This is a genomic window from Butyricicoccus sp. AM27-36, assembly GCF_003480945.1.
Taxonomy (GTDB): domain Bacteria; phylum Bacillota; class Clostridia; order Oscillospirales; family Butyricicoccaceae; genus Agathobaculum; species Agathobaculum butyriciproducens.
In genome coordinates, this window is record NZ_QUJR01000011.1 from 53,226 (window position 1) to 74,919 (window position 21,694).

At 56.0% G+C, this 21,694-nt stretch carries 12 protein-coding genes; 7 read left to right on the forward strand and 5 right to left on the reverse strand.

Annotated features, from left to right (window positions below):
* Positions 1 to 50 precede the first annotated feature (50 nt).
* The 7 genes from DW724_RS13490 to DW724_RS16270 all read left to right on the forward strand — a co-directional run bounded on the left by DW724_RS13490 (position 51) and on the right by DW724_RS16270 (position 16,606).
* Positions 51 to 404 (forward strand): response regulator transcription factor, encoded by a 354-nt coding sequence (locus tag DW724_RS13490; protein ID WP_118761829.1) that lies wholly within the window; start codon positions 51 to 53, stop codon positions 402 to 404.
* Entirely contained in the window at positions 401 to 799 is a 399-nt protein-coding gene (locus DW724_RS13495; RefSeq protein ID WP_118761830.1) for a hypothetical protein, read from the forward strand. The genes DW724_RS13490 and DW724_RS13495 overlap by 4 nt, the downstream gene beginning before the upstream one ends.
* Complete coding sequence (locus DW724_RS13500; RefSeq protein WP_118761831.1) at positions 796 to 10,155, forward strand: InlB B-repeat-containing protein; 9,360 nt, start codon at positions 796 to 798, stop codon at positions 10,153 to 10,155. Before DW724_RS13495 ends, DW724_RS13500 begins: the two co-directional genes overlap by 4 nt.
* 303 nt (positions 10,156 to 10,458) lie before the next feature.
* On the forward strand, positions 10,459 to 12,906 hold the full coding sequence (locus DW724_RS13505) for a GH39 family glycosyl hydrolase (protein WP_118761832.1): 2,448 nt from the start codon (positions 10,459 to 10,461) through the stop codon (positions 12,904 to 12,906).
* Positions 12,907 to 13,121: 215 nt separating this feature from the next.
* Positions 13,122 to 14,492 carry an MFS transporter gene (locus tag DW724_RS13510; RefSeq protein ID WP_118761833.1) on the forward strand — a complete coding sequence of 457 codons (1,371 nt, stop codon included), beginning with the start codon at positions 13,122 to 13,124 and terminating at the stop codon, positions 14,490 to 14,492.
* Positions 14,493 to 14,509: 17 nt separating this feature from the next.
* On the forward strand, positions 14,510 to 16,279 hold the full coding sequence (locus tag DW724_RS13515) for a PHB depolymerase family esterase (RefSeq protein WP_118761834.1): 1,770 nt from the start codon (positions 14,510 to 14,512) through the stop codon (positions 16,277 to 16,279).
* Between the two features lie 201 nt (positions 16,280 to 16,480).
* Complete coding sequence (locus DW724_RS16270; RefSeq protein ID WP_256372148.1) at positions 16,481 to 16,606, forward strand: hypothetical protein; 126 nt, start codon at positions 16,481 to 16,483, stop codon at positions 16,604 to 16,606.
* Here the strand turns inward: DW724_RS16270 and DW724_RS13525 are convergent.
* From DW724_RS13525 to DW724_RS13545, 5 genes are read right to left on the reverse strand one after another with little or no spacing between them, the layout of a single operon-like run.
* Positions 16,578 to 17,054 carry a pyridoxamine 5'-phosphate oxidase family protein gene (locus tag DW724_RS13525; protein ID WP_118360910.1) on the reverse strand — a complete coding sequence of 159 codons (477 nt, stop codon included), beginning with the start codon at positions 17,052 to 17,054 and terminating at the stop codon, positions 16,578 to 16,580. The two genes, DW724_RS16270 and DW724_RS13525, sit on opposite strands and share 29 nt — an antisense overlap.
* A 38-nt stretch (positions 17,055 to 17,092) precedes the next feature.
* Positions 17,093 to 17,980 carry a peptide chain release factor N(5)-glutamine methyltransferase gene (gene prmC, locus DW724_RS13530; RefSeq protein WP_118761835.1) on the reverse strand — a complete coding sequence of 296 codons (888 nt, stop codon included), beginning with the start codon at positions 17,978 to 17,980 and terminating at the stop codon, positions 17,093 to 17,095.
* Between the two features lie 19 nt (positions 17,981 to 17,999).
* Positions 18,000 to 18,965: a tRNA-dihydrouridine synthase family protein gene (locus DW724_RS13535; RefSeq protein WP_118761836.1), complete on the reverse strand. Its 966-nt coding sequence runs from the start codon at positions 18,963 to 18,965 to the stop codon at positions 18,000 to 18,002.
* A gap of 5 nt (positions 18,966 to 18,970) precedes the next feature.
* Positions 18,971 to 19,906 (reverse strand): DUF1385 domain-containing protein, encoded by a 936-nt coding sequence (locus tag DW724_RS13540; protein ID WP_118761837.1) that lies wholly within the window; start codon positions 19,904 to 19,906, stop codon positions 18,971 to 18,973.
* Positions 19,903 to 21,453 (reverse strand): ATP-binding protein, encoded by a 1,551-nt coding sequence (locus tag DW724_RS13545; RefSeq protein WP_118761838.1) that lies wholly within the window; start codon positions 21,451 to 21,453, stop codon positions 19,903 to 19,905. Before DW724_RS13545 ends, DW724_RS13540 begins: the two co-directional genes overlap by 4 nt.
* Positions 21,454 to 21,694 lie beyond the last annotated feature (241 nt).

The following is a 21,694-nucleotide window of genomic DNA, read 5'->3' on the forward strand; positions in this document are numbered from 1 at the left end:
ACAAGAGCGATTTGTGAGTAAATTTTGCGTACTGATGAGGAGGAGAACATATGCATCTGGCACTGCTGGCACGATATCTGGACGGTGACTTGTGGGAGGCGCGGCTGTGCGCTGCTATTCCCGAAGAGCCTTTGCCGGTTGATGAATTCAACGCGCTTTCCGCGCTCTCCGGCTGCACCGCCGCCTACGATGCGGCAGTTGTGGCACTGGATGGTCCGGACGGTCTGACAGCGGTACGCGAGCTGCGGCAGCGGGCGCCGCTGCTGCCTATCCTCTGGATTGCAGATGAGATGGAATACGCGGTGTTCGCATTCCGATATCGCGTGACGGCATTCCTGCTGCGCGATGCTTCAACCGCGGCACTGCGCAGCGCGATCAACACCATGAGGAGGGAATCTGCATGAATATTGCCTGCTGCGGCATCGACCGCGAGCAATTCCACGCAGCAGAACAGGCGTGTGGCTGTCCGGTGCTGTATTTTGCCGATGCACCCGACCGGCGCGGCGACGTTCGGCTTGCCTATGCCCTGCGGGACGGCGTACCGATCCGGCTGGCGGTAGTCGGTTATCAAGGCGCGGCGGGACTGACCGCGTGCGATTTTCTGTGCAGCCATCTGCCCGGAGAGCGCATACTGTGGCTGTGCCGCCGACCCGAGTTTTCCACAGAAGCACGACGACTCGGCGTACACTTCTATCCCGTGGGACCGCCCGATACCGTCCCACCCAATCAAATCACACAGGAGCTCATCCGCCTGCTGCGGCAGCAGCCGGAATACAATAAAGGAGGCATAACAGAATGAAATACAAAAGAGGGATCAGCTTGACATTGACAGCGGCGCTGCTGCTGTCAATGCTGCCGCAGATCGTATTGCCAAAGGCAGCGGCAGCCAATATACCGGAGCGCGAGATCGACAGCAGCACCTATGCGGCGCTCGGTCTGTCGCTCAATGCCGAGGACAAGGGCGCGTCTCTGACAGCGCCGTACAGCAAGGAGCACGTTTCGCAGGCGTTCACCGCCAGCGAGGTCTATGTTGCGGCGAGCGGTTCGCAAGCGAACCGCTACCTCATCCGGGACGGCTTCGACCGCATGGAGACCAACAACCGCGATTCCGCAATCGGCGGAAGCGATGTCAAGGGCAATCTGGACGGCGCGTATATCCGCTATGCCGTCAACGGCTACGGGCTCGGCTTGGGCAAATACGGCAACACCTACGCCAGCAAGCTCAGCTCGAACAGCAGCAACCTGACCGATTACAACAATAACGACTTTTCCGGCATTTATGCCACCAGCACCGCGTTCAACAAGGGCGACGGCAAGGATAATTACGTTGCCGAGCTTCGTGCTTACGGTCGCGGCGAAAAAACCACCATCGGCAGCAAAAAGTACGACGGTAAATTCGAACTCGCACTGTTTAAGGTAAACGATAACGGCAAGCGCTCCTCTGCCGATACGCTGTCCCCGACCGCTACCGCAGAAATGACCTATGGCGACGGCATGGCGTACTTCACCCGCCGTTATGTGCAGGAAATGGACGCCATTATGGACGTTGCCGCAGCAGATGTAAACGGCGACGGTAAGGACGAGCTGTTCGTCTACGCCGGACGCTGGAAAGACGAAAACGGCATGCGCTACGCCTATGTGGATGTATTCAACACCACTTCCATGAAACGCATTAACGAGTTAAAAATCAATGCCGGTAAATCATCCTCGTATCAGCAGGCAACGCAGTGGCAGTGGCAGATTGAGAAGATTCCGGTGGTCACACTCGCCGGCGGCGACCTTGACCGCGACGGCAAGGAGGAAATTGCCGTTACCGCATCCGCACCGACCGACAACAGCAATGTGGCCTCGGCGGCGCACCTGACCGTATTCACCGAGAAATCCGGCAAGCTCACGCCGGTCAGCGGTCTGAATACCGTATCGCTTGCCAATGGCGAACAGGCGATGGTATCCGCAAACTGCACGTTCGGCACGTTCTCCCTGCCGGATACCGGTATCACCGGTACGGTGCTCATCGCGGCGGGCTATCAGAGCAATGGCAAAACCTCCGACCACACCTCCGGCGCATACAAAACCGCTGCGTACCGCTTTGCCTACTACGATCCGCAGTCGAAAAAATTCAAGCTGTCCGAGTACCGCACACAGGAACTCGGCGACAGCGGCAAGAAAATCGCGGAAAGCTACATTGATGACCCGAATAAGGGCTATTACCGTCCGGTCCATGCGCCTATCGCGCTCGGCTGCGCGGATATGGAGGGCATCGGTGCAAACAACAGCAACGATGAGGTACTGCTCGGCGGAGAAATCTACGATTTTGACACCACCGGCGGTATCACGACCCAGCTTTCGTCCGTCAGCGTGTGCACCTCGCAGGTCAACATCAACGGCAAGAACAAGACCAAGGAACAGGTCTGGATCAGCGATGTGCAGGCGGGCGTAGTGGATAGCAACCCATCCGGCAACAGTGCGGTAGATCAGAAAAACAAATGGCGCGAATCCTTCGTTTATGTTGCCGGCGTACACCGCAAGGAGCCGGTCAACGGCAGCGATGATTACTACTGGATGGACCTCGGTGCGGCATATCTGACCGGCGCAAAGAGCGGCGCATCAGACAGCACCAAAAACCACATATTCTACAGCACGCAGGAGGGCGTTATCGCGGAATCCAGCCGCCGCAACGACAATACGGGCACGTTCGTCAGTCTGGCACTGCCGGATTTCGGCAACGACTCGATCACCATGCGCTACGTTGCCGACTATACGGTATACACCAATCCCGAGGTATACGCAGTCCTGCAGGCGACGCCATACTTTGCCGACCTCAACGAAACGTATGACTACATCGGCAACGGCGGCACCGCCTACGGCACAAGCAAATCCACCGGCGACACCAAAACCGCAAGCGTTTCGCAGGCGCTCGGCGTATATCACTCGCTCGAGGTACAGGCGCTCGCCGGCGGCGAATACGAGGTTGAGCTGTCCGCAAGCTACAGCTATGACTACGCAGAATCGACCGAAATCGAGCACTCCGTCACCTACAACGCGCAGGCAGGCGGCGGCGATATGGCTGTTGTGTACACCATACCGTATCAGTACTATATTTATGAGATGTACGACCCGGACAGTAAGCAGTGGAGCACTACCATCCTGCCCGCAGCGCTCGATCCAACCGTTGCGGTGCTCGATGTGGAAAGCTATGACGAGATCGCCGCGGAAACCAAGGGGCTGGAGCCGATTTCCGGCAATCTGCTTTACTCCACGCCCGGTGAACCGGAAACCTATGCTAATCAACCCGCCGGTACGCGCGAGTTTACCTTTAACGGTGCCTATGCGCACACGGGCGCAAGCAGCACCACTGCCGATACCACGCAGGAGATCACCAAGACGACCGGCAAAGAACACAGCCACGCCTTTAATCTGGAGCTGAACTACAAGGTTGGCGGCGGCGGCGCACTGTTCGGCAACAAGGGCTATGTCGGCGTGACCGGCAGCACCGGCGCAGGCGGCGGCTGGAGCAAGTCCAGCGCGGAAGGAACGGCGTTCTCCGGTACGGTCGATTCCCTGCCTGCTGAGGCAACGCAGTACGGCTTCGACTGGAAGCTGATCGTCAACAATGCACAGCTTGGCGGAACACCGGTCTGGATCGTTGGCTACGAGGTCATAAACGTCACGCAGCCACCCAGAATGCCCCAGAATCTGACCGTTACCGAGGTCAGCACCAGCACGGTGGATTTGGAATGGGAATCCAGCGGCGGCGCAGCATATTACGAGATCAGCATGATTGACCAGCATGGCGAATACAACAAGATCGCAACAGTCCCCTATACGGTAACACAATATCAGGTGACCGACCTCGATGCCAACACCGATTACCGGTTCAGCGTACGCGCGGTCAGTCCAACCAAGGGCAGCAGTATCGACAGCCCAATCGCCTACGCTACTACGCTGAACGGTACGGCGAATTTTGAGATCACCACCCACCCGAAGGACACCTCGACTGCCGCAGGTAAAACTGCGACCTTCACCGCCGCCGCGACCTTCACCGATGACAGCGGCGCCAAGCCGGTCAGCTATCAGTGGCAGGTGAAAACGACCGACAGCAAGTCGCAGTGGCGCGAACTGAAAAACAGCACCGGTGTTTCCGGCGCGAACGGCCCGGCGCTCACCATCACCGCTGCAGAGGAGATGAACGGCTATGCATACCGCTGCCGCGTGTATGTGAAAAACCGTTCGCTGTACACCAAATCTGCAGCACTGGACGTTTCTCGCGTGCCGACCAGCATTCAAATCACACCGAAGAACGGCACCGTTTGGCTGTCCGGCGGCACGCTGACGACCAGTGAGGGAACCACTGTCACCGGTCAGAAGGCGGTAACGCTGACGAGCGGTGATAAGACCTATTCCCTGCTCTCTGGCGGCAACCAATTTTTCTGGTTTAACGGTGCGGCGTATTACGCCTATAACGGTACCCCGCCGACGCTGAGCAATGGTCTGCTGGATAAGGACACGGCGCTTTCCGTCGACAAAATCGGCAGCGCTTTGGATATTCAATCCGAAGGACCACAGGCGATCATCACCGAAACGGACGCAGACGGCAAAACCGATACGAAAACGCTGGCGCTCGGCAATCCGGTCAGTGACAGCACCTCTATTCCCTATAATGGCGTATCGTACACCGCTGTACACAAATTCCAGCCGACCGACAGCGCGTATTCCGGCTACACCTTCTACGAGGCGAACGGAAACGGCGAAATCGCATATCTGTACACCAAGGACAGCGGCACGACCTACCTGCCGTTTACGCTGCGCTATGCGAGCACTCTTGTCGACGGAACGGACGTCAACACGCTGGCACCAGTTTATCAGGCGACCGAAACCACCGGCACGAACACGACAACCGAAAATATCACCGGTTTGACCTACGCACTTGCCGCCTCGGTATTGGAAAACGGCAGCAAGCCGACCGGCATGACCGGCACCGTCACCTTTATCATTTCCGGTGCGGGCATTGAGGGACAGACCCTTACCGTACCTGTCAGCGAAAGCCAGGACAAGTTCACCGCACTTCTCGATAAATTTGCCCCCAAGGGCGAAGGCGCGGCAACCATCACCGCCATGTACTCCGGCGATGACGTCTACGCGCCGAGCACCGCGTCTGTGAATGTCTATTTCGTGCTGAACAAGACAGACCGCTCGGTGCTGTCGCTGACCGCACCCGCGAACGTCACCTACGGCGAGAGCGCAAATCTCGCCGCAACGCTGACCAGTCAAAAGGGCACTTCGCAGAATGTCGCAGCTACCTATACGGTGGAAAAGCTGGTAAGCGGCAAGTACGTTTCGGCAGTATCCGCCACAGACTATACCCTCGAAAACGACGTATTTACGCCCAAACTGGTGACGAACTACCGCATTACCGCAACCCGTCAGAATCTTACCGATTCCAAGGTTATTATCGTAAGCAAGGGCACGCTCACGCTGTCCGCTGCCGATACGAGCAAGGCGCTGAACGACACCCGCACGCCTGACGCCGCAGTGCTTTCCGGTCTTGCGGCATGGGACAACGACACCCTAACGGCGGGTACGGACTACACGCTGACCTCCGAAGGCACCACCGCAGCCCTTCCGGGTAAATACCCCATCTATATCGCGCTAAAGGATTCGCAAAAGATTCAATCCTTGCAGGAGAAGTACAATATCCTGCTGAAAAACGCGGTTTACACGCTTTCCGGCGAAAGCTACACCGTAAACGCCAAGGGCGATACCAACGGCACGGTTTCCATCACCTATCAGGCGGATGCCGCGAGCGCAGTGCTTCCGGTTTCCAGCGGCAGCAGCCTGCCCAAAGGCAGCAAGGTGACGTTCACCGCACAGCCCAAGGCAGGCTACACCGTCAGCCGCTGGAAGGTCGGCACGGATTATGTTGTAGACAGCGGCAGCACATATTACAACAATATCAGCTATACTATTGGCAATTTGGGCGCAGATACCGATGTTTCCGTAGAATTTACCGCCGGAGCCAGCGCGTTTACCTATCAATCGAATAACGATACCATGGGTACGGTTTCTGCTAACTACCTGACGGACGGTGCACTCGGCAGTGCGTTTATCTCGGGCGGAAACGTCAATTACAGTCAGACTATCCGCGTGTCGGCGCAGCCCAAGGACGGCTATGCGGTCGATCGCTGGGAGGTCAACGGCGAAACGCTCAAAACCGCAGACGGCACGCACAATTACACCGGCAGCACTTATACATTCGATAAATTCACCGAGAATGTGACAGTAACCGTATATTTTGTCGCAAACAGCCAGCCGGTTGTGACCATTAAGCCGGTGGACAATGACGGCAATCCGCTGACCGGCGCAAAAGTCTCGGTCGGCGGCACCGAGCTGACCGGCATGAACGGTGTATTCACCTATACGGCACACACCGGTGAAAATCCGGTCATCACCGTAACGCCGCCGGACGGTCTGCTGGTGGATTCGTGGACGGCAACACCTGACACAGCAGGCACGCTCAGCACCGATAACCGCGTCATGGCGCTGCATGATCTGCGCCAGGACACCACCTTCGTTGTAAAATGCACCGCACTCAACCGCTATACCGTAGCCTTTCAGGGCAAGATGGCGGACGGCTCCGCAATCACCAATGCGGCAGGTACGGTATCGGCGGTCAAGCTGGGCGCAGGTGCGCTGACGAGCGGCGAAAGCCAGCTTCAAGGCTCGACCATTCAGTTCACCGCCCAGGCGAACACCGGCTATGAGATTGCCGGCTGGAAGCTGAACGGCAACACCGTTACGCCGACCGCAAGCGGTACCTATCAAATCCCCTCGCTGAACGGCAACGCCGCTCTGGTCGTAACCTTCCGTCAGCAGCCGAAAATCACGCTTTCGGCAGGTGAAAACGGCACGCTGACCTGCGACTCGCATACCGGCAGCAGCTTCTATCTGCCCTGCGGCAGCAAGGACGCGCTGACCTTCACCGCGCAGCCGGAGAGCGGCTATCGCGTTGCAGGCTGGACGGTAAACGGCAACGATGTTTCCGGTTCGGCGGTTGTAAACTCGGATAACCAGACGTACACCTATACACCGAACGCCGACGGAATCACCGAGGATGTGACTGTTTCCGTTGCGTTTGAGAAAATCCCGACCGCGAAAATCACTTTCTCGGTTGTGGATACCACACCGGAGGACGACAATTCCGGCGAAAACGGTACGCTTTCCGCTGTAGCGACCCGCAACGGCACGAATACCGTGCTGACAAGCGGCAATCATGTCCTCAGCGGCTCGAAAATCACGTTCACCGCACAGCCCAATCAGGGCTACAAGGTGCAGAGATGGTATCTGGACGGCAAGGAGCAGGCAGGCGCGCCGACGCTCAACATCACGGATAGCGATACCGCACACGAGGTCAAGGTGCAGTTCACCGAGATCAGCAGTGCTGTTACCTTCGGCATTGCCGAAGACAGCGACACCGGTCATGGTGCAAGCCTGTCCGCCGCCTTCCTGCGTGCCGGCATGAGTCAACCCGATGCCATTGCCAGCGGCAACAACGTCACCGCCGAGGGCAAGCTGACCGTAACGGTCGAAAATCTGGGTGACGGCTACAAAATCGCAGGCTGGACGCTGAACGGCGCCGCTTACGAGCAAAACGGCAAGCCGTATACCGGCAACAGCCTCGCTTGTGACGTTTCGGCAACACAAGGCGCGGATATCCGCGTAAAGCTTGAGCGCAAATCCTACGAAGTGACCTTCTCGGCGCAGACCGGCGGCGGCATTACGAATGATAAATCGCTGACAAGCGGCGATACGGTCAAGGGCGATACCGAAATCACGTTCACCGCGTCCGCACCGGCAAGCGGCTACACCTTCATCGGCTGGAAGGTAAACGGCACGATACACAAAACCGATGCAACGACCTACACCCTGACCGTCACCGAGGACACCGAAATCATTGCGTGCTACGAAATCGCGGACGCGGAATACACCGTAACCTACGGCGTGATCCCGACCAGCGGCGCGGATAACGGCACGCTGACGGTTTCCGGTCCGGACGCAGACGGCAAGGCAAAATCCGGTACACGCGTTGCGTTTACGGCAGTGCCCGATACGGGCTATATGGTCGAAAACTGGTACGCAGACGCGGCAGGCACCACTGCCATCGGTACGGAGGAGAGCACAACCTATGTCATTGACCCGCTGACCGGCAACACCTCGGTTTACGTCCGCTTTGTGCCGATTCCGACACACACCGTCACCGTCAATATCAGCGGCAGTGGCGCGGTTTCCGCCAAGGTAAATGGTGCAGACGTTGCTATTACTGGCGGCATGCTGACCGTTCCGCACCATGCGGCGGTTGTTCTCACCGCACAGCCGAGCAGCGGTGCGTATCTGACCGGCTGGACGCTGGATGGCACAGCAGAAGGCAACGCGCTGACACTCAACCTGAACAACGTGACGAAGGACCACATCATTGACGCAGCATTCGGCGTCAGCCAGATGGTGACGCTTACGACTGTCTGCGGTGACGGCGGCAAGCTGACCGTTAAACGCGCGGATGGCACGACCATTGACGCCTCCGGCGGCATTCAGGTACCCAAGGGTGCTCCGCTGACGCTGACCGCCGCACCGGATTCCGGTAAGATGGTTCAGGCGTGGACGGTAAACGGCACGGCAGCAGATGAGCTCTCCAACACTTTCACGCTCACTCCGACCGAAAACAGCAAGGTGCAGGTGGATTTTGAAAATGTAACGCTGTTTGATCTGCCTGCCGACAACGCAAAGTATACCTTCCGCACGAGTTCCAGAACACCCAATGATTACGGCACGGAACGTCAGATTCGCAAAGGCGGCACGATCGAATTTGCAATGCGCCCCGCAGATGGATATCTGATCCGCAATCTGGATTTCCAAGGCGGTACGGTAACGCGCTGCGCATTGCAGACAGACGGCAGTTGGAGCATCCGCATGGAAAAGGTTGTCAGCACTATTACGTTTAAGGCCGACATCTATTCGATGGTTCCTCTGACCATTACCGCACCGCAAAACGGCACACTGACGGTCAAGCTGGGCGACACCGTTCTGACAGACGGCGCAAAGCTGGCGGCAGGCGATATACTCACCATTGCCGCAGATCCGGCAACCGGCTACACGCTCGATAAGCTGACCGTTTCCGGCGCGACCAAGCAGCCGGGCGGCACTTACAAGGTCGATGCGGCAGCGGTTTCCGTCAGCGCAAGCTTTAAGAGCACCGGCGGTACCTCCGGCGGCGGCGGTGGCACCGGTGGCACCGGTGGCGGCGGCGGTGCAGGTGGCGGCGGCGGTACCGTTGCGCCGACCACTTATGATATCGTTATCCCGTCTGCGCTGGTGAACATCGTCAAGGCGGATAAGACTAAGGCGGCGGCAGGCGACACTGTAACGCTGACCGTTTCCGGCGAGGGTACGCTGACCGTTACGGACGCGAACGGCAAGTCCGTTGCGCTGACCGACCTCGGCAGCGGCAAATACGCCTTCAAGATGCCGTCCTCCAAGGTCAATGTGGCGTTTGCCGCGTCCGGCGAAACCAAGCCGTGTGACGGTGGCAAGGATTGTCCGTCGGCACCGTTTAAGGACGTTGACACCGGTAAGTGGTATCATGTATCCATCGACTATGTGCTGACGCACAGCATAATGAACGGCGTTTCCGGCACTTCCTTTGCACCGAACAGCAATCTGACACGCGGTATGCTTGTGCAGATTCTGTTCAATCTGGAGGGCAAGCCGCAGAGCGCTTCGACAAGCTTCTCCGACGTTAAGGCGGACGCATGGTACGCCAAGGCGGTCGGCTGGGCAGCGGCAAACAAGGTAGTAACCGGCTACGCGGACGGCACGTTCCGACCGAATGCAGCCGTCACCCGTGAACAAGCGGCAGCAATCCTGTACCGCTACGCACAGAGCAAGGGCATTGACGTAAGCGCAGGCGAGGACACCAACATTCTCAGCTACGCGGATGCCCTGCAGGCAAGCGAGTACGCAATTCCCGCATTGCAGTGGGCTGTCGGCGCAGGCGTGCTGAATGGCAAGAGCGGCAACCTTCTTGCCCCGACCGGCACCGCAACTCGTGCCGAGATCGCCGCAATCATGCAGCGCTGGTGCGAGAAAATCGTTCAAAAGTAAAACCAAATACGCCGGATAGCATGAAAAAGGAGCAGTCTATGACTGCTCCTTTTGGCATATAAAATCACCCCATCTGTTAGATAGTATATCATACGGTACATATCCCTTTTGTCAGCAACCCTTGTCCGGCAATTGCCATAGTATTTGTTTCTCAAAACCTGCTTTATAGACAGCTACCTCATGGGCAGCTTTTTTATAATAGACTTGTGCCGTCTCTATGCTCCGCACGAGGCCGCACTTGTACTTTTCCGAAGCCGTATGCTACAATAAAACCACTACATTCGACAGAAAGCAGGAACAGCCATGCGCACCAAACGGGAACAGATTATCTTTCAGGCATTTCATGACCAGATCTGCCGATCAGAGTTCAGCAGCGGTTTGACGCTGTTTTTCGGACTGCACGGAAACAGCTCAATCCGATACCAGTCCGCCGAGTACTCCATGCCCGCAGGCGCGCTGCTGGTTGTCAACCCGTTTGAATTATATCAGGTGAACTGCTCGGAAAATGCCGAGATGATCGCCATGCAGATCCCCGAAAATCTGCTGCAGCTTGCCAACTGGAGCAGACAGAATGTCTGCTTCTGCTACGCCTCCAGCCAGAATGAAAAGCAGGAGTACCAGACCATCCGCGTATTATTTGCAACGATTTTTCAGGATTTCTTTCAGAACCCGGAGCAGAACGCCTCCGGTATTGTCACCAATGTACTCAAGCTCGTTGATCTGCTGACAGCGCATTTTCTCATTTCCGCTGTGCCCCAAAACAATACCAAGCGCGAGGAAACCATGCGCCGCATGAAGCGCATCATGGATCATATTCAGTCCGACTGGAATGAGGATATTTCCCTGCGCGAGCTTGCTGCACGCGAGTTTCTGTCCGAAGGCTATCTGTCCCGATTCCTCAAGCAGAATCTGGATATGACCTACTCCCAGTATGTCATGGGGCTGCGTCTGGAACACGCCGAAAAGCAGCTGCGCAGCACGGATCACTCCATTACTCAGATCGCCTACGACTGCGGATTTCACAACGCCAGTGCTTTCATCGAACATTTTCGTCAGAAACACGGCCAGACACCGCGGCAATACCGCCAGCATGCCACCCAGAAAGCCGCCGCTGACCCATCCGGCGAGGAAACTTTACTGCAGGACGGCGTTTCCTATCTGCTGCAGTTTGCCGTTCCGCCCGATCCGCAGCGCGAGCTGCCGCACGAAACGCGGTACATCACGGTTGATGAGAATGTACAGCCGCGCAGGCTTCGTCATACGTGGAAAACCCTGCTCAACGCCGGATACGCCAAGCATCTGCTGACCGCCGCTGTTCAACAGCAGATTATCAAAATCCAGCAGGAGATCGGCTTCCGCTATCTGCGGTTCCACGGCATGCTCGATCAGGAGCTTCACATCTATCAGGGTATGGAAAACGGCCAAGTGAAGTGCTGCTTCACCTACTTCGATATGGTCATCGACTTCCTGCTCGAGCAGGGGCTGCGCCCGTTCCTGGAATTCAGCTTTATTCCCCGGGAACTGGCGAAAGCACCGACCAGCATCTTCGAGACCGGCTCGATCACCGCTGCATGTGCGGACTGCACAGCATTCGGCGCACTGGTTGAAGCTATTCTGCGGCATGCAATCTGCCGATACGGCTGGGACGAGGTATCCCAGTGGAAGTTCTCTACCTTTCAGATTAACTATGTGTTCTTCGACTGCATGACCATGGATGAATATCTCGAACTGTATGACTGCGTGTACCATGCGGTCAAAGCTGTCGATACACGGCTGCAATTCGGCGGACCGGGCGCCATGTCCAGTGTGGTATGGGACCCGCGCGGTATGCGTGTCTTTCTGCAGTATGCCACAGCCCACGACTGTCTGCCGGATTTCCTGACCGTGCAAAGCTATCCGCATGAATCTTCGTCCGCCGATGCAAATTTTATGAGCTATACGCTCAGTCAGCAGTCTATCCCATCCGTATTATCCAAGGATACAAATTTCGTTAAAACCTTCCTCTATGACCTTAACGGTATATGCCGCGAATTTGAATTGCCCGACATGGACATTTTCATCGAGGAATGGAACTCCACGCTATGGCAGCGCGACCTTTCGAGCGACACCTGCTACAAATCCGTCTGGCTGACCAAAAACATCTGCGAAAATATGGATACCGTATCCGCCTTCGGCTACTGGACAATCTCCGATCTGATGGACGAGCGTGCGAACTTCGATTCCATGTACCACGGCGGCTACGGTCTGTTCACCTATAACGGCGTGCCGAAGAGTGGCTATGAGGCACTGCGCCTGCTCGGACAGCTCGGCAACTGCTGCATTGCCTCCGGTGACGGCTGGTATTTCACCCAAAGTGAACGGGAATGGCAGCTGATTCTATATAATTACACCCATTACGATAACATTTACCGCTATCGCTACCGCCGTCTGGAGCATCCGGAAGACGCCTATTCGGTATTCGAGAGCGGCAAGGTCGTGCGGTTTCAGATCACATTTCCCGCTCTCAGACGCGGTCTGTACCAGATTGAGCAGCAGGACATCACCCGCACCTCGGGTTCCTCGTTCGACCTGTGGCTTGCCGCCGGCGCACCGCCGTCCCCTGACCGAGCCTTCCTGCAATATCTGGCCGAGCACGCGTCCGCACACCGCACACTGACCACCGAACAGGTGGATACCGCTCTGCGGCTCGATACAACACTGCAGCCGCTTGAGGTACGGCTTTTCCGCATCAGAAAGATGAATTTTACATAAGCTTTTTCTAAAATATCTGTTTTTTGACCTTTTTCTATCTGTCATTTCATATTATGCGACAAAAGCACGGTTTCTCCTCCGAGTAAATACAAAATATATTGCTATGTCCAAAATGAATATCCCGTATTTTCTTCGTTCTTTTCGTACTATACTATAGTCAAATCCCAAACAGAAACGCTGCGCAGCCGATTCTGAACGAAAAGGTGGTAAGGAAAATGACGAAAAAACAGCTTTCAATGAATGACACCTCATTCAAAACCAGTCTGATGGAAAAAATCGCATACGGCATGGGCGACACCGCCTGCAACGTCGTATTTGCAATCACCTCCAGTCTGATCGTATACTTCTACACGAACGTAATCGGCATGTCTGCGGCACTTGTCGGAACGATTCTGTTAGCATCTCGTGTATTTGACGGTATCAGCGACCTGCTGATCGCCCAGATTGTAGACAAGGTAAACTCCCCGAAGGGCAAGGCTCGTGCGTGGATACTCTGGATGGCCGCACCTTACGGTATTGCCTCCGTGCTGATGTTCTGCGTGCCGCCGCATTCAAGCACGATGGTGCAGGCGATCTATGTATTCATCACCTATAACCTGTGCACCACCGGCGTATATACCGCACTCAACCTGCCGTATTCCAATCTGGCACCGATGATGACTCGCAATGACGATGACCTTGCTAAACTCAATCTGTTCCGCATGGCCATGTCCCCGATCGGTAACCTGATCGTTACCGCACTCACCCTGCCGTTCATCAACATGCTCGGCGGCGGTCAGCAGGCATGGATCACGGTCTGCGCGATTTACTCCATCGTTGCTTTCTTCATGCTGCTGTTCTGCTACAAGGGCTGTCAGGAGCGTTTCCACACTGATGCAGCCAAGGAAGCCGAGGCTATGCCGTTCGCACAGCGCCTGAAGGCTACCCTGAAGAACAAGTATTTCATCGTACTTACACTCACGATGATAGCCGTTGCTCTGTACCAGAACGTAAACGGCACCGTTGCTACTTACTACGCACAGTATATGCTGGGTAACGTCGAAGTCATGGGCGTTATGCAGAGTTTCGAGAACATTCCGAAGATTATTGCTATCATCTGTCTTGCCCCATTCATCAAGAAGTTCGGCAAGCGCAATCTGGTTCTGTTCGGCGCAGTGCTCTGCGTGCTCGGTCAGGTCGTTGTCCTGTTTGCACCGCAGAATATGACCATGGTTATGGCCGCTGCTGTTATGCGTGGTATCGGCGAAGCCCCGTTCTACGGCTGCATCTTCACCATGCTGGCTGATGTTATCGAGTACGGTCACTGGAAGACCGGTATCCGTGTGCAGGCCCTCATCTTCTCCGCATTCACCGTCGGCCAGAAGTTCGGCGGCGGCGTTGCAGGCTGGCTTGTTGGTCAGCTGATGGAGGTTTCCGGCTTTACCGGTCTGGAAGTGGAGATTCCCTCCGCAATAAGCATGGTCAAGAACCTTTACATTTACGGCAACATGATCGCATGGGCCTTGGTTATCATCCTTATGCTGGTTTACCATCTGGATAAGGAATACGACGGCATTATGAAGGATCTCACCGGCCGTACGGCGTAACAGAAAGCGTGAACAACATGTATACCCATAAAATTTTAGACATATGCGACCCGAAAAATCCCTACGCCCCCAAGTTCTCCGGCACGTTTGAGCTGCCGGTGGAATACGCGGGCAAAAAGCGCCGCATGCTGGCCTATGTACCGCATGATATCCGCGAATCCACCGCCGGTATTCTTGTGCTGGGAGAAAACGGCCAGACCGCCGATGATCTGCTCGAGCACAGCGGCTGGTGTGAGATCGCGGACACCGAGGAGTGCAAGGAACGTCTGATCGTGTTCTTCCTTGAGCCGGAAAACGGCGCATGGAACACGAACGAAGCCTACGGCACACCGGATGGCGATGTTGCGTATATCAACGCAGCAGCCCTTGCCGCCGCAGACCGCAAGCTGTTCTGTGTCCACGAATCCAAGTTCTATCTGGTTGGCTGTAAGGAAGGCGGCGTGCTCGCCAATATGGCGGCGGCTTACGATCCGGCGTTCTTCGCAGGTGTGGCTTCGGTCGGCGGCTCGGCAGTTTCCGAGCAGTATCTGACCGACTGCGGACAGGCGTATGCCCTCAATCTGGACGGCTTTGAGGATCCGGAACATCGCAAGGACATTCACAAGCAGGATATCCCGATGCCCGCGTGGATTATCGACGATCCGACCGTATCTATCGGTACTGGCGACGCTATCCTCACCTACTGGCGCAATGCATGTGAAGCCGAAGAAGGCCGTCAGCTGTCTCCCGATCAGTACGAGTATTACCGCGTGAAGGAAACACCTTACGCGCCTAATCAGGAGAAGGAAGCGTACCGTGTCTGCCACAGCAGTATTACCGGTGCATCCGAGCAGTATGCCAAACGCCTGCAGCGCCGTATCTGGAAGGACTTTCTCTATCGTCAGCGTCGCTGGATGAGCAGTCCCGGCGGTGAACTGCGCGTGACAAAGGATCCGGTCCGCGATCTCGGCATGGAGTACCACTACAAGGAATTTGACGGCTGGATGCGAGAATGGTATGTTTACATTCCGCAGTCGGTACGGCAAAATCCCGAAAAGAAGGTGCCGCTCGTGCTCGCGATGCATGGCTACACCTGTACCGGTGAAATCTACGCCGGCAACAGCGGTTGGTGCGATGTCGCAGAAAAATACGGATTCATTGTTGTGTTTCCGTCCGCACTGCACGCCAAGGTTGACATGCCTGAGCAGGGGCTTATGCCCGACTGGGCGCCGCTCAACGCATGGAACGTGTTCCTTGAGGACGACCGCCCGGATGAACTGAAATTCTTCTCGTTCCTGCTGGACAAGATGATTGCCGAGTATCCGGTGGACGAGCACCGCGTGTTCGCAACCGGTCACTCGTGGGGCTCGCTGATGACCGAAATGCTGGCGTTGGGACTGACCGAGCGCTTTGCCGCTGTCGCCCCCTGCTCGGGTGCATTCTTCGGCGGTGCGTATGAGAAAATGACTTCCCTGCCGTATGCCGCCGAAAACGGCGTACAGCTTCCAATCTGGATGTTCTGGGGCATGAATGAGGAATGGCTCATTCCGTGTGAACCCACCCACGAGAACGAAACCGGTCTGACCGTCGAGCTGTGGCTCAAACGCAATGGTAAGGCTGATATGATCCCTGCCGATTGGGCACAGTGCGCCAACACGGTCAATGGTCGCTTCAAAGATCATTACTTCGACCGTGAGGGCACGGCTCCCGTGCAGTTCACGCAGGTGGACTACATGCCGCATGCTACTATGCCGGAAATGTCGTTCCGCATTTGGGAAGAATTTTTCAGTAAATTCTCCCGCGATTGATATTTCATCTACTACTCCCCTTTACATATCCCTTATTGATAAGCGACCGCGCTTCAAGTTTTCGTTTGAAGCGCGGTCGCTTTGTTGATCATGATGAAATTTATAGTAATTTTTTCTTGTTTCGCGCTCAAAAGCGTGGTATGCTGAGAGAAAAGTAACATGCAGCGGATATTCTCCCTATCCGTTGAGAAGGAATACAGAATGAAGATCACCTATGCAGAAGAAAAAGACATTGCTGCCATCGCCGCGACAGAAGCCGCCTGCTTTCCGTCTGCAGAAGCGGCAACCGAGCTGGAATTTATCGTTCCTGTATTTCCTTACCGCTGAGGTACTCCACTTCTATTTCAAAAATTTGCACAGCCTTTCCTGCGTGGGTAATTTCCTCATCAACTAACTGTTCGCTGGGATAGTATTTCATTGCAAATCGTTTTAACAGAGTTGTTGCTCTTGCACCGGATTCTACGAGGTGACATCTGCCGAATACCACAACGCTCTGCAAAAACGGTGCCCAATCTTCTTCTTTGATGGTTTCATTTCCATATACCGTGAAACATACTTTGTCACAGGCACGCAGTGCATCTACTTTATGGCCTGCACGTGCTCCATGAAAATAAATTTTCTGCGCATCGTCATCGTAGATATAGTTGATAGGAATTGCATAGGGATATCCGTCATCTCCATTTACGGCAAGAACGCCACGTCGGCTGGACTGCAAAAGAGCCTTTGCCGTGTCGATGCTGATTTCATTTTTCTTTTTACGAATTGTTCTGAACATGACATTGCTCTCCTTCTTACGCTGATACAAATCCCGATTTACGCATCCCTCGTCAAATCCACATCCGGACGGTTATTCGTGCCATACACGATGCGCGGGACACCGCTGTAATCCTCGGTGATAGTGACATCCTTGTAGCCGTGCCGCTGCATGATGCCGGTCACGTCGTCGGCCTGCTGCCAGCCGCACTCGAACAGCAGCCTGCCGTTCGGCACCAACAGCTCTCCCCAGCTGTCGCAGATGGCGTGATAGAAATCCAGACCGTCCTCGCCGCCGTAAAGCGCCTCATGCGGCTCAAAATCGGCTACACTGCGGTCGAGCATCTGCATTTCGTCCTCGGTGACGTACGGCGGATTGGAAACGATAATATCAAACTGCCCAAGTCCGCGCGGAGGCGCGTGCATGACATCGGCCTTCATGGTCAGCAAACGGCTGCTCACGCCCAGATCACGGGCGTTCTCGCGGGTAATGTGCAGCGCACCGTCCGACAGGTCGATCGCGGTCACGCGGGCATCCTCGACCGTGTGCGCCGCCGCAATGCCGATACAGCCCGAGCCGCAGCACAAATCGAGAATACGCGGTGAAACCCGCTCTTTGGCCTGCTCAATGACCAGCTCGCACAGGCGCTCGGTATCCGAGCGCGGAATGAGCACCGAACGATCCACCTTGAAGGTCAGGCCGTAAAAATCCCATTCGCCGATAATGTACGCCAGCGGCTCGCCGTCCAGACAGCGGTCGCACAGCAGACTGGCGTAATCCACGGTCGTATCCTCAACGTAGAAATGGGACCAGCCGGCAGTCTGCTTTTTGTCTGCTTTGCAGGCGTAGGCAGTGATCTCCCGCGCGGTCAGCTGCGGCATCGGGTCACCGCCCTCTTTCAAGCGGCGGAAAAGCTGCATGTAAACATCGTTGATAGTCTTAGTCACACAGGGTCAACTCCTAAATTTACGCGGGTTTGAACCACAGCGGCACGGCGTTCGCCCGCACCCTGCAATCGCGGAACACGGCTGCGGCCGCTGCCTGAAATTCTGCGGCATTTTTGGCTTTTTTAATTGCTTTGCCCGTTTTTTCGCTGTTTTCAAACAGATTCAGATGGTAAAACCAGATTTCCTTCATGCGGAGCATGGCAATCCGGCTGTCACCGAAGGCTTCGCAGTAGCGCACGAACAATGTATCGTGGAAGGTCTCGAGCATTTTTGCGTCTGCGGCCTTGCCGCCGGTCATGCGCGCCACGAGAGACGGATCGGCGATCAGCGCACGGCCGATCATCACCGCCGGTAAATCGGGATAGCGTTCGCTGACGGTGCTCACATCCCGCTCGGTGATGAGATCGCCGTTGTAGCATACGGGCATGCTGCAGCGCGGCAGCGCCGCCGCAAAGTCTGCCTCCCGGACCCTTCCCTTGTAGAAATCCTGCCGTACGCGCGGATGGATGGTCAGCTCGGTGATGGGATAGCGGTTGTAAATCTCGAGCAGCTTGTCAAACTCGCTTGCCTCATGCACGCCGAGACGGGTTTTTACCGAAATCCCCTCGCATTTTGCGAAAACTTCGTCAAAAAACCGGTCCAGCTCGTCCGGATGTGCGAGAAATCCGGCTCCCTTTCCCTTGGCCGTTACCGTGCCGGACGGACAGCCAAGGTTGAGATTGACCTCAGGATACCCGAGGTCATGCAGTGCATTCACCGCCCAGATGCAGTCCGCGGCAGACTTGGTGAGCAGCTGCGGAACCGCAGGCACGCCCTCGTTGTACTCCGGCAGGACATCGCGCTTTTGCCGCGGCGTCAGCTTTTCATTCGTGGTCGGTGTGATAAACGGCATGAAATACTTGTCCACACCTGAGAAAAATTCGTGGTGCGTCCGGCGATAGACCGCACCGGTCACGCCTTCCATCGGCGCAAAATAATAGTGCATGGCGCTTACCACTCGTCCGAACCGTCGTCCGGAATGACCGCCTTCATCGCGGTGATCGCAACCTCGATCATGGAATCATCCGGCTCAAATACAGTCAGGTGCTGCACCATCAATCCCGGCCAGCGCAGTGCACGCGAGAGCAGGCTCTCCGAGCGGCCGGCGTAGCGGTTAAACTCGTAGCTTATGCCGACAACAAGCGGCAGCAGGATCAAATGCGCGAGCATACGCAGGAACGGATTGGTAATGTCGATGATGGAAAAGACGATCGACGAAACGATAGTCGCAATGATAATCAGCACAAACATGAAGCTGGTGCCGCATCTCGGGTGGTATTTGCCCTGTTTGCGAACATTTTCAACGGTCAGTTCTTCGCCTGCTTCGTAGCAGAAAATGGTCTTGTGCTCTGCGCCGTGGTACTCGAACGTGCGGCGAATATCCTTCATATGCGACACCGACCACATGAACAGCAGGAACAGCACAACGCGCACGCAGCCCTCGAGCACATTGCGCGCGAGCACACCCCAGGTTTTCGGCACAAAACCGCCGAGAAAGCTCGGCAGCAGGATGAACAGGCCAATCGGCAGGGCAATGCCGATGACAGTCGAAATGCTCAGGATAACCTTGTTCAGACCCTCCGAGCCGAATTTCTTTTCCAGCCAGAGTTCAAACCTGGACGGCGGCACATCGGCTTCCTCGTCCTCAAAGAAGGACGCGGAGTAGTTGATGGCCTGCATGCCCTCCTTCATAGCGATGAACAGCGTATACGCGCCGCGGAAAATCGGCTTTTCCCAAATCGGGGCACGGCTCGGCGTCGGTTCGGTCTTGCTGACAAGCTCGCCGTTCGCCTTACGCACGACCGTGCAGGACTTCTTAGGTCCCTTCATTACAATACCCTCGATGATTGCCTGACCACCGATGGTGGTTTTCTTTTGCGTTGTCATGAATGCTCTCCTTCGGTAAACGGGGTTTCAGGTGCCTTCGAAATGGCACCGGTAATGCCGAGCGCCTCCTCGGACTTGGCGGACGGCATAGTGACGGTAACCGTCGTTCCCTTGCCGACCTCGGACGCGATATCCAGCGTACCGCCGTGCATGGAAACGATTTCCTCCGTCACGGCAAGGCCGATGCCGCTGCCGCGCTGCTTGGATGACCCCTTGTAGAATTTCTCCTTGACGAACGGCAGCTCCGCTTCGGGAATACCCTGACCGTAGTCGCGCACAGACGCAACGATGTTGCCGCCGTCACGTTTAAGGTCAATATCAATCTGCTTGCCGTCGCCGCCGTATTTCGCGGCGTTGTCCAGAATATTCAAAAACACCTGCTTCATGCGGTGGCGATCGCCGTTGATGTAGTAGTTTGCATCCACATCTTCGTCGTACAGCAGGCGGATTCCGCTCTTTTTGAGCAGGTTTTCATACATATAAACCGCTTCATACAGCTCGATGGACATATCAAACGTCTCGATCTCCAACTTCATGCGGCCGGATTCGATGCGCGCAAAGTCCAACAGCTCCTCGACCATGCGGGTCAGACGGCCCGCCTCCTTCTGGATGATAGTCAGGCCCTGCATAACCTCCTCCGGGTCCTCGCCGCCGCCGGCCAGCAACGTCTCACTCCAGCCGCCGATGGCGGTCAGCGGTGTACGCAGCTCGTGTGAAACCGAAGAAATGAAATCGTTTTTCATGCGTTCGGCGCGGCTGATCTCGTCCGACATATAATTGATGGTATCGCACAGCTCACCGATCTCGTCATCGTAGGTCTTCTGCAGGCGCACGCCGTAGCGTCCGGCCGCGATCTCCTTGGCGATGGTGTTGATTTTGAGCACCGGATCGACGATCGACCGGATAAAATAGCTGTTCGACGCCACAACCAGCATGAGGAACAGCAGGCACGCCAGCAGGGAGAAGCCGACGATCATCCAGATCTGCCGTTCGACGATACGCAGCGAGGTGATATACCGCACGCCGCCGACCAGATCGCCGCGCGCACTCAGCAGCGGCGCTGTGACGCTCATCACGCGCTCGCCGGAAAGCGGGTCTCTGCCGGTGAAAACCGCGGTTTTCCGACCGGAAAGCGCCTGCGACGCATCCTCGGTCGAAGCAACGCCGCCGCCGGATAATCCCGAGGTGGACAGCAGAATGCGGCCGTTTGCGTCCAGAAACTGCTGTTCAAACTTGTCCTGATCCTGAAATGTGGTGACGGTTGCCTCCGCCTGCGTGTAAAACTGATCGTAGGTATCGGTGAAGTATTTGCGGAATGTGTCCGACGTGGTCGCCGCGCGTGACGCGAGGTTGTCGCGCACGGTGGCATAGTAATACCCTGAAACGCCGACAGAGATCAAAATAACCACAACGGCCAGAATAACGAGCACGAAGGACAAAGAGTTCACCAGCCAGCGGCCCTTGATGCCGCCCGGCGAGTGCTGTACCTTTGGTACCTCCGACTTCGGAGGCGGTTCCGGTTTGCGTTTTTGCTTGCGATTTGTCATAGAACATGACCTTTCTGATGCCGCTTACCAAGCGGCAGAATGTGCGCTGACGCCGCGCGGGAATTCGCCTACCCGGCGGGGCACAAGAAGGAAGCAACCTACGGTTTCCTCCTTCTTGTGAATCTTCCTCTTTCCCTTAGAGGGCACGGCGATAATTCATAACTGAGACTATAGGGGAACGGGCGTACTGTTCATCTTCCGTAGGTGCGGCCGTTGACTGCCCATTACGAAACCTCAGCCG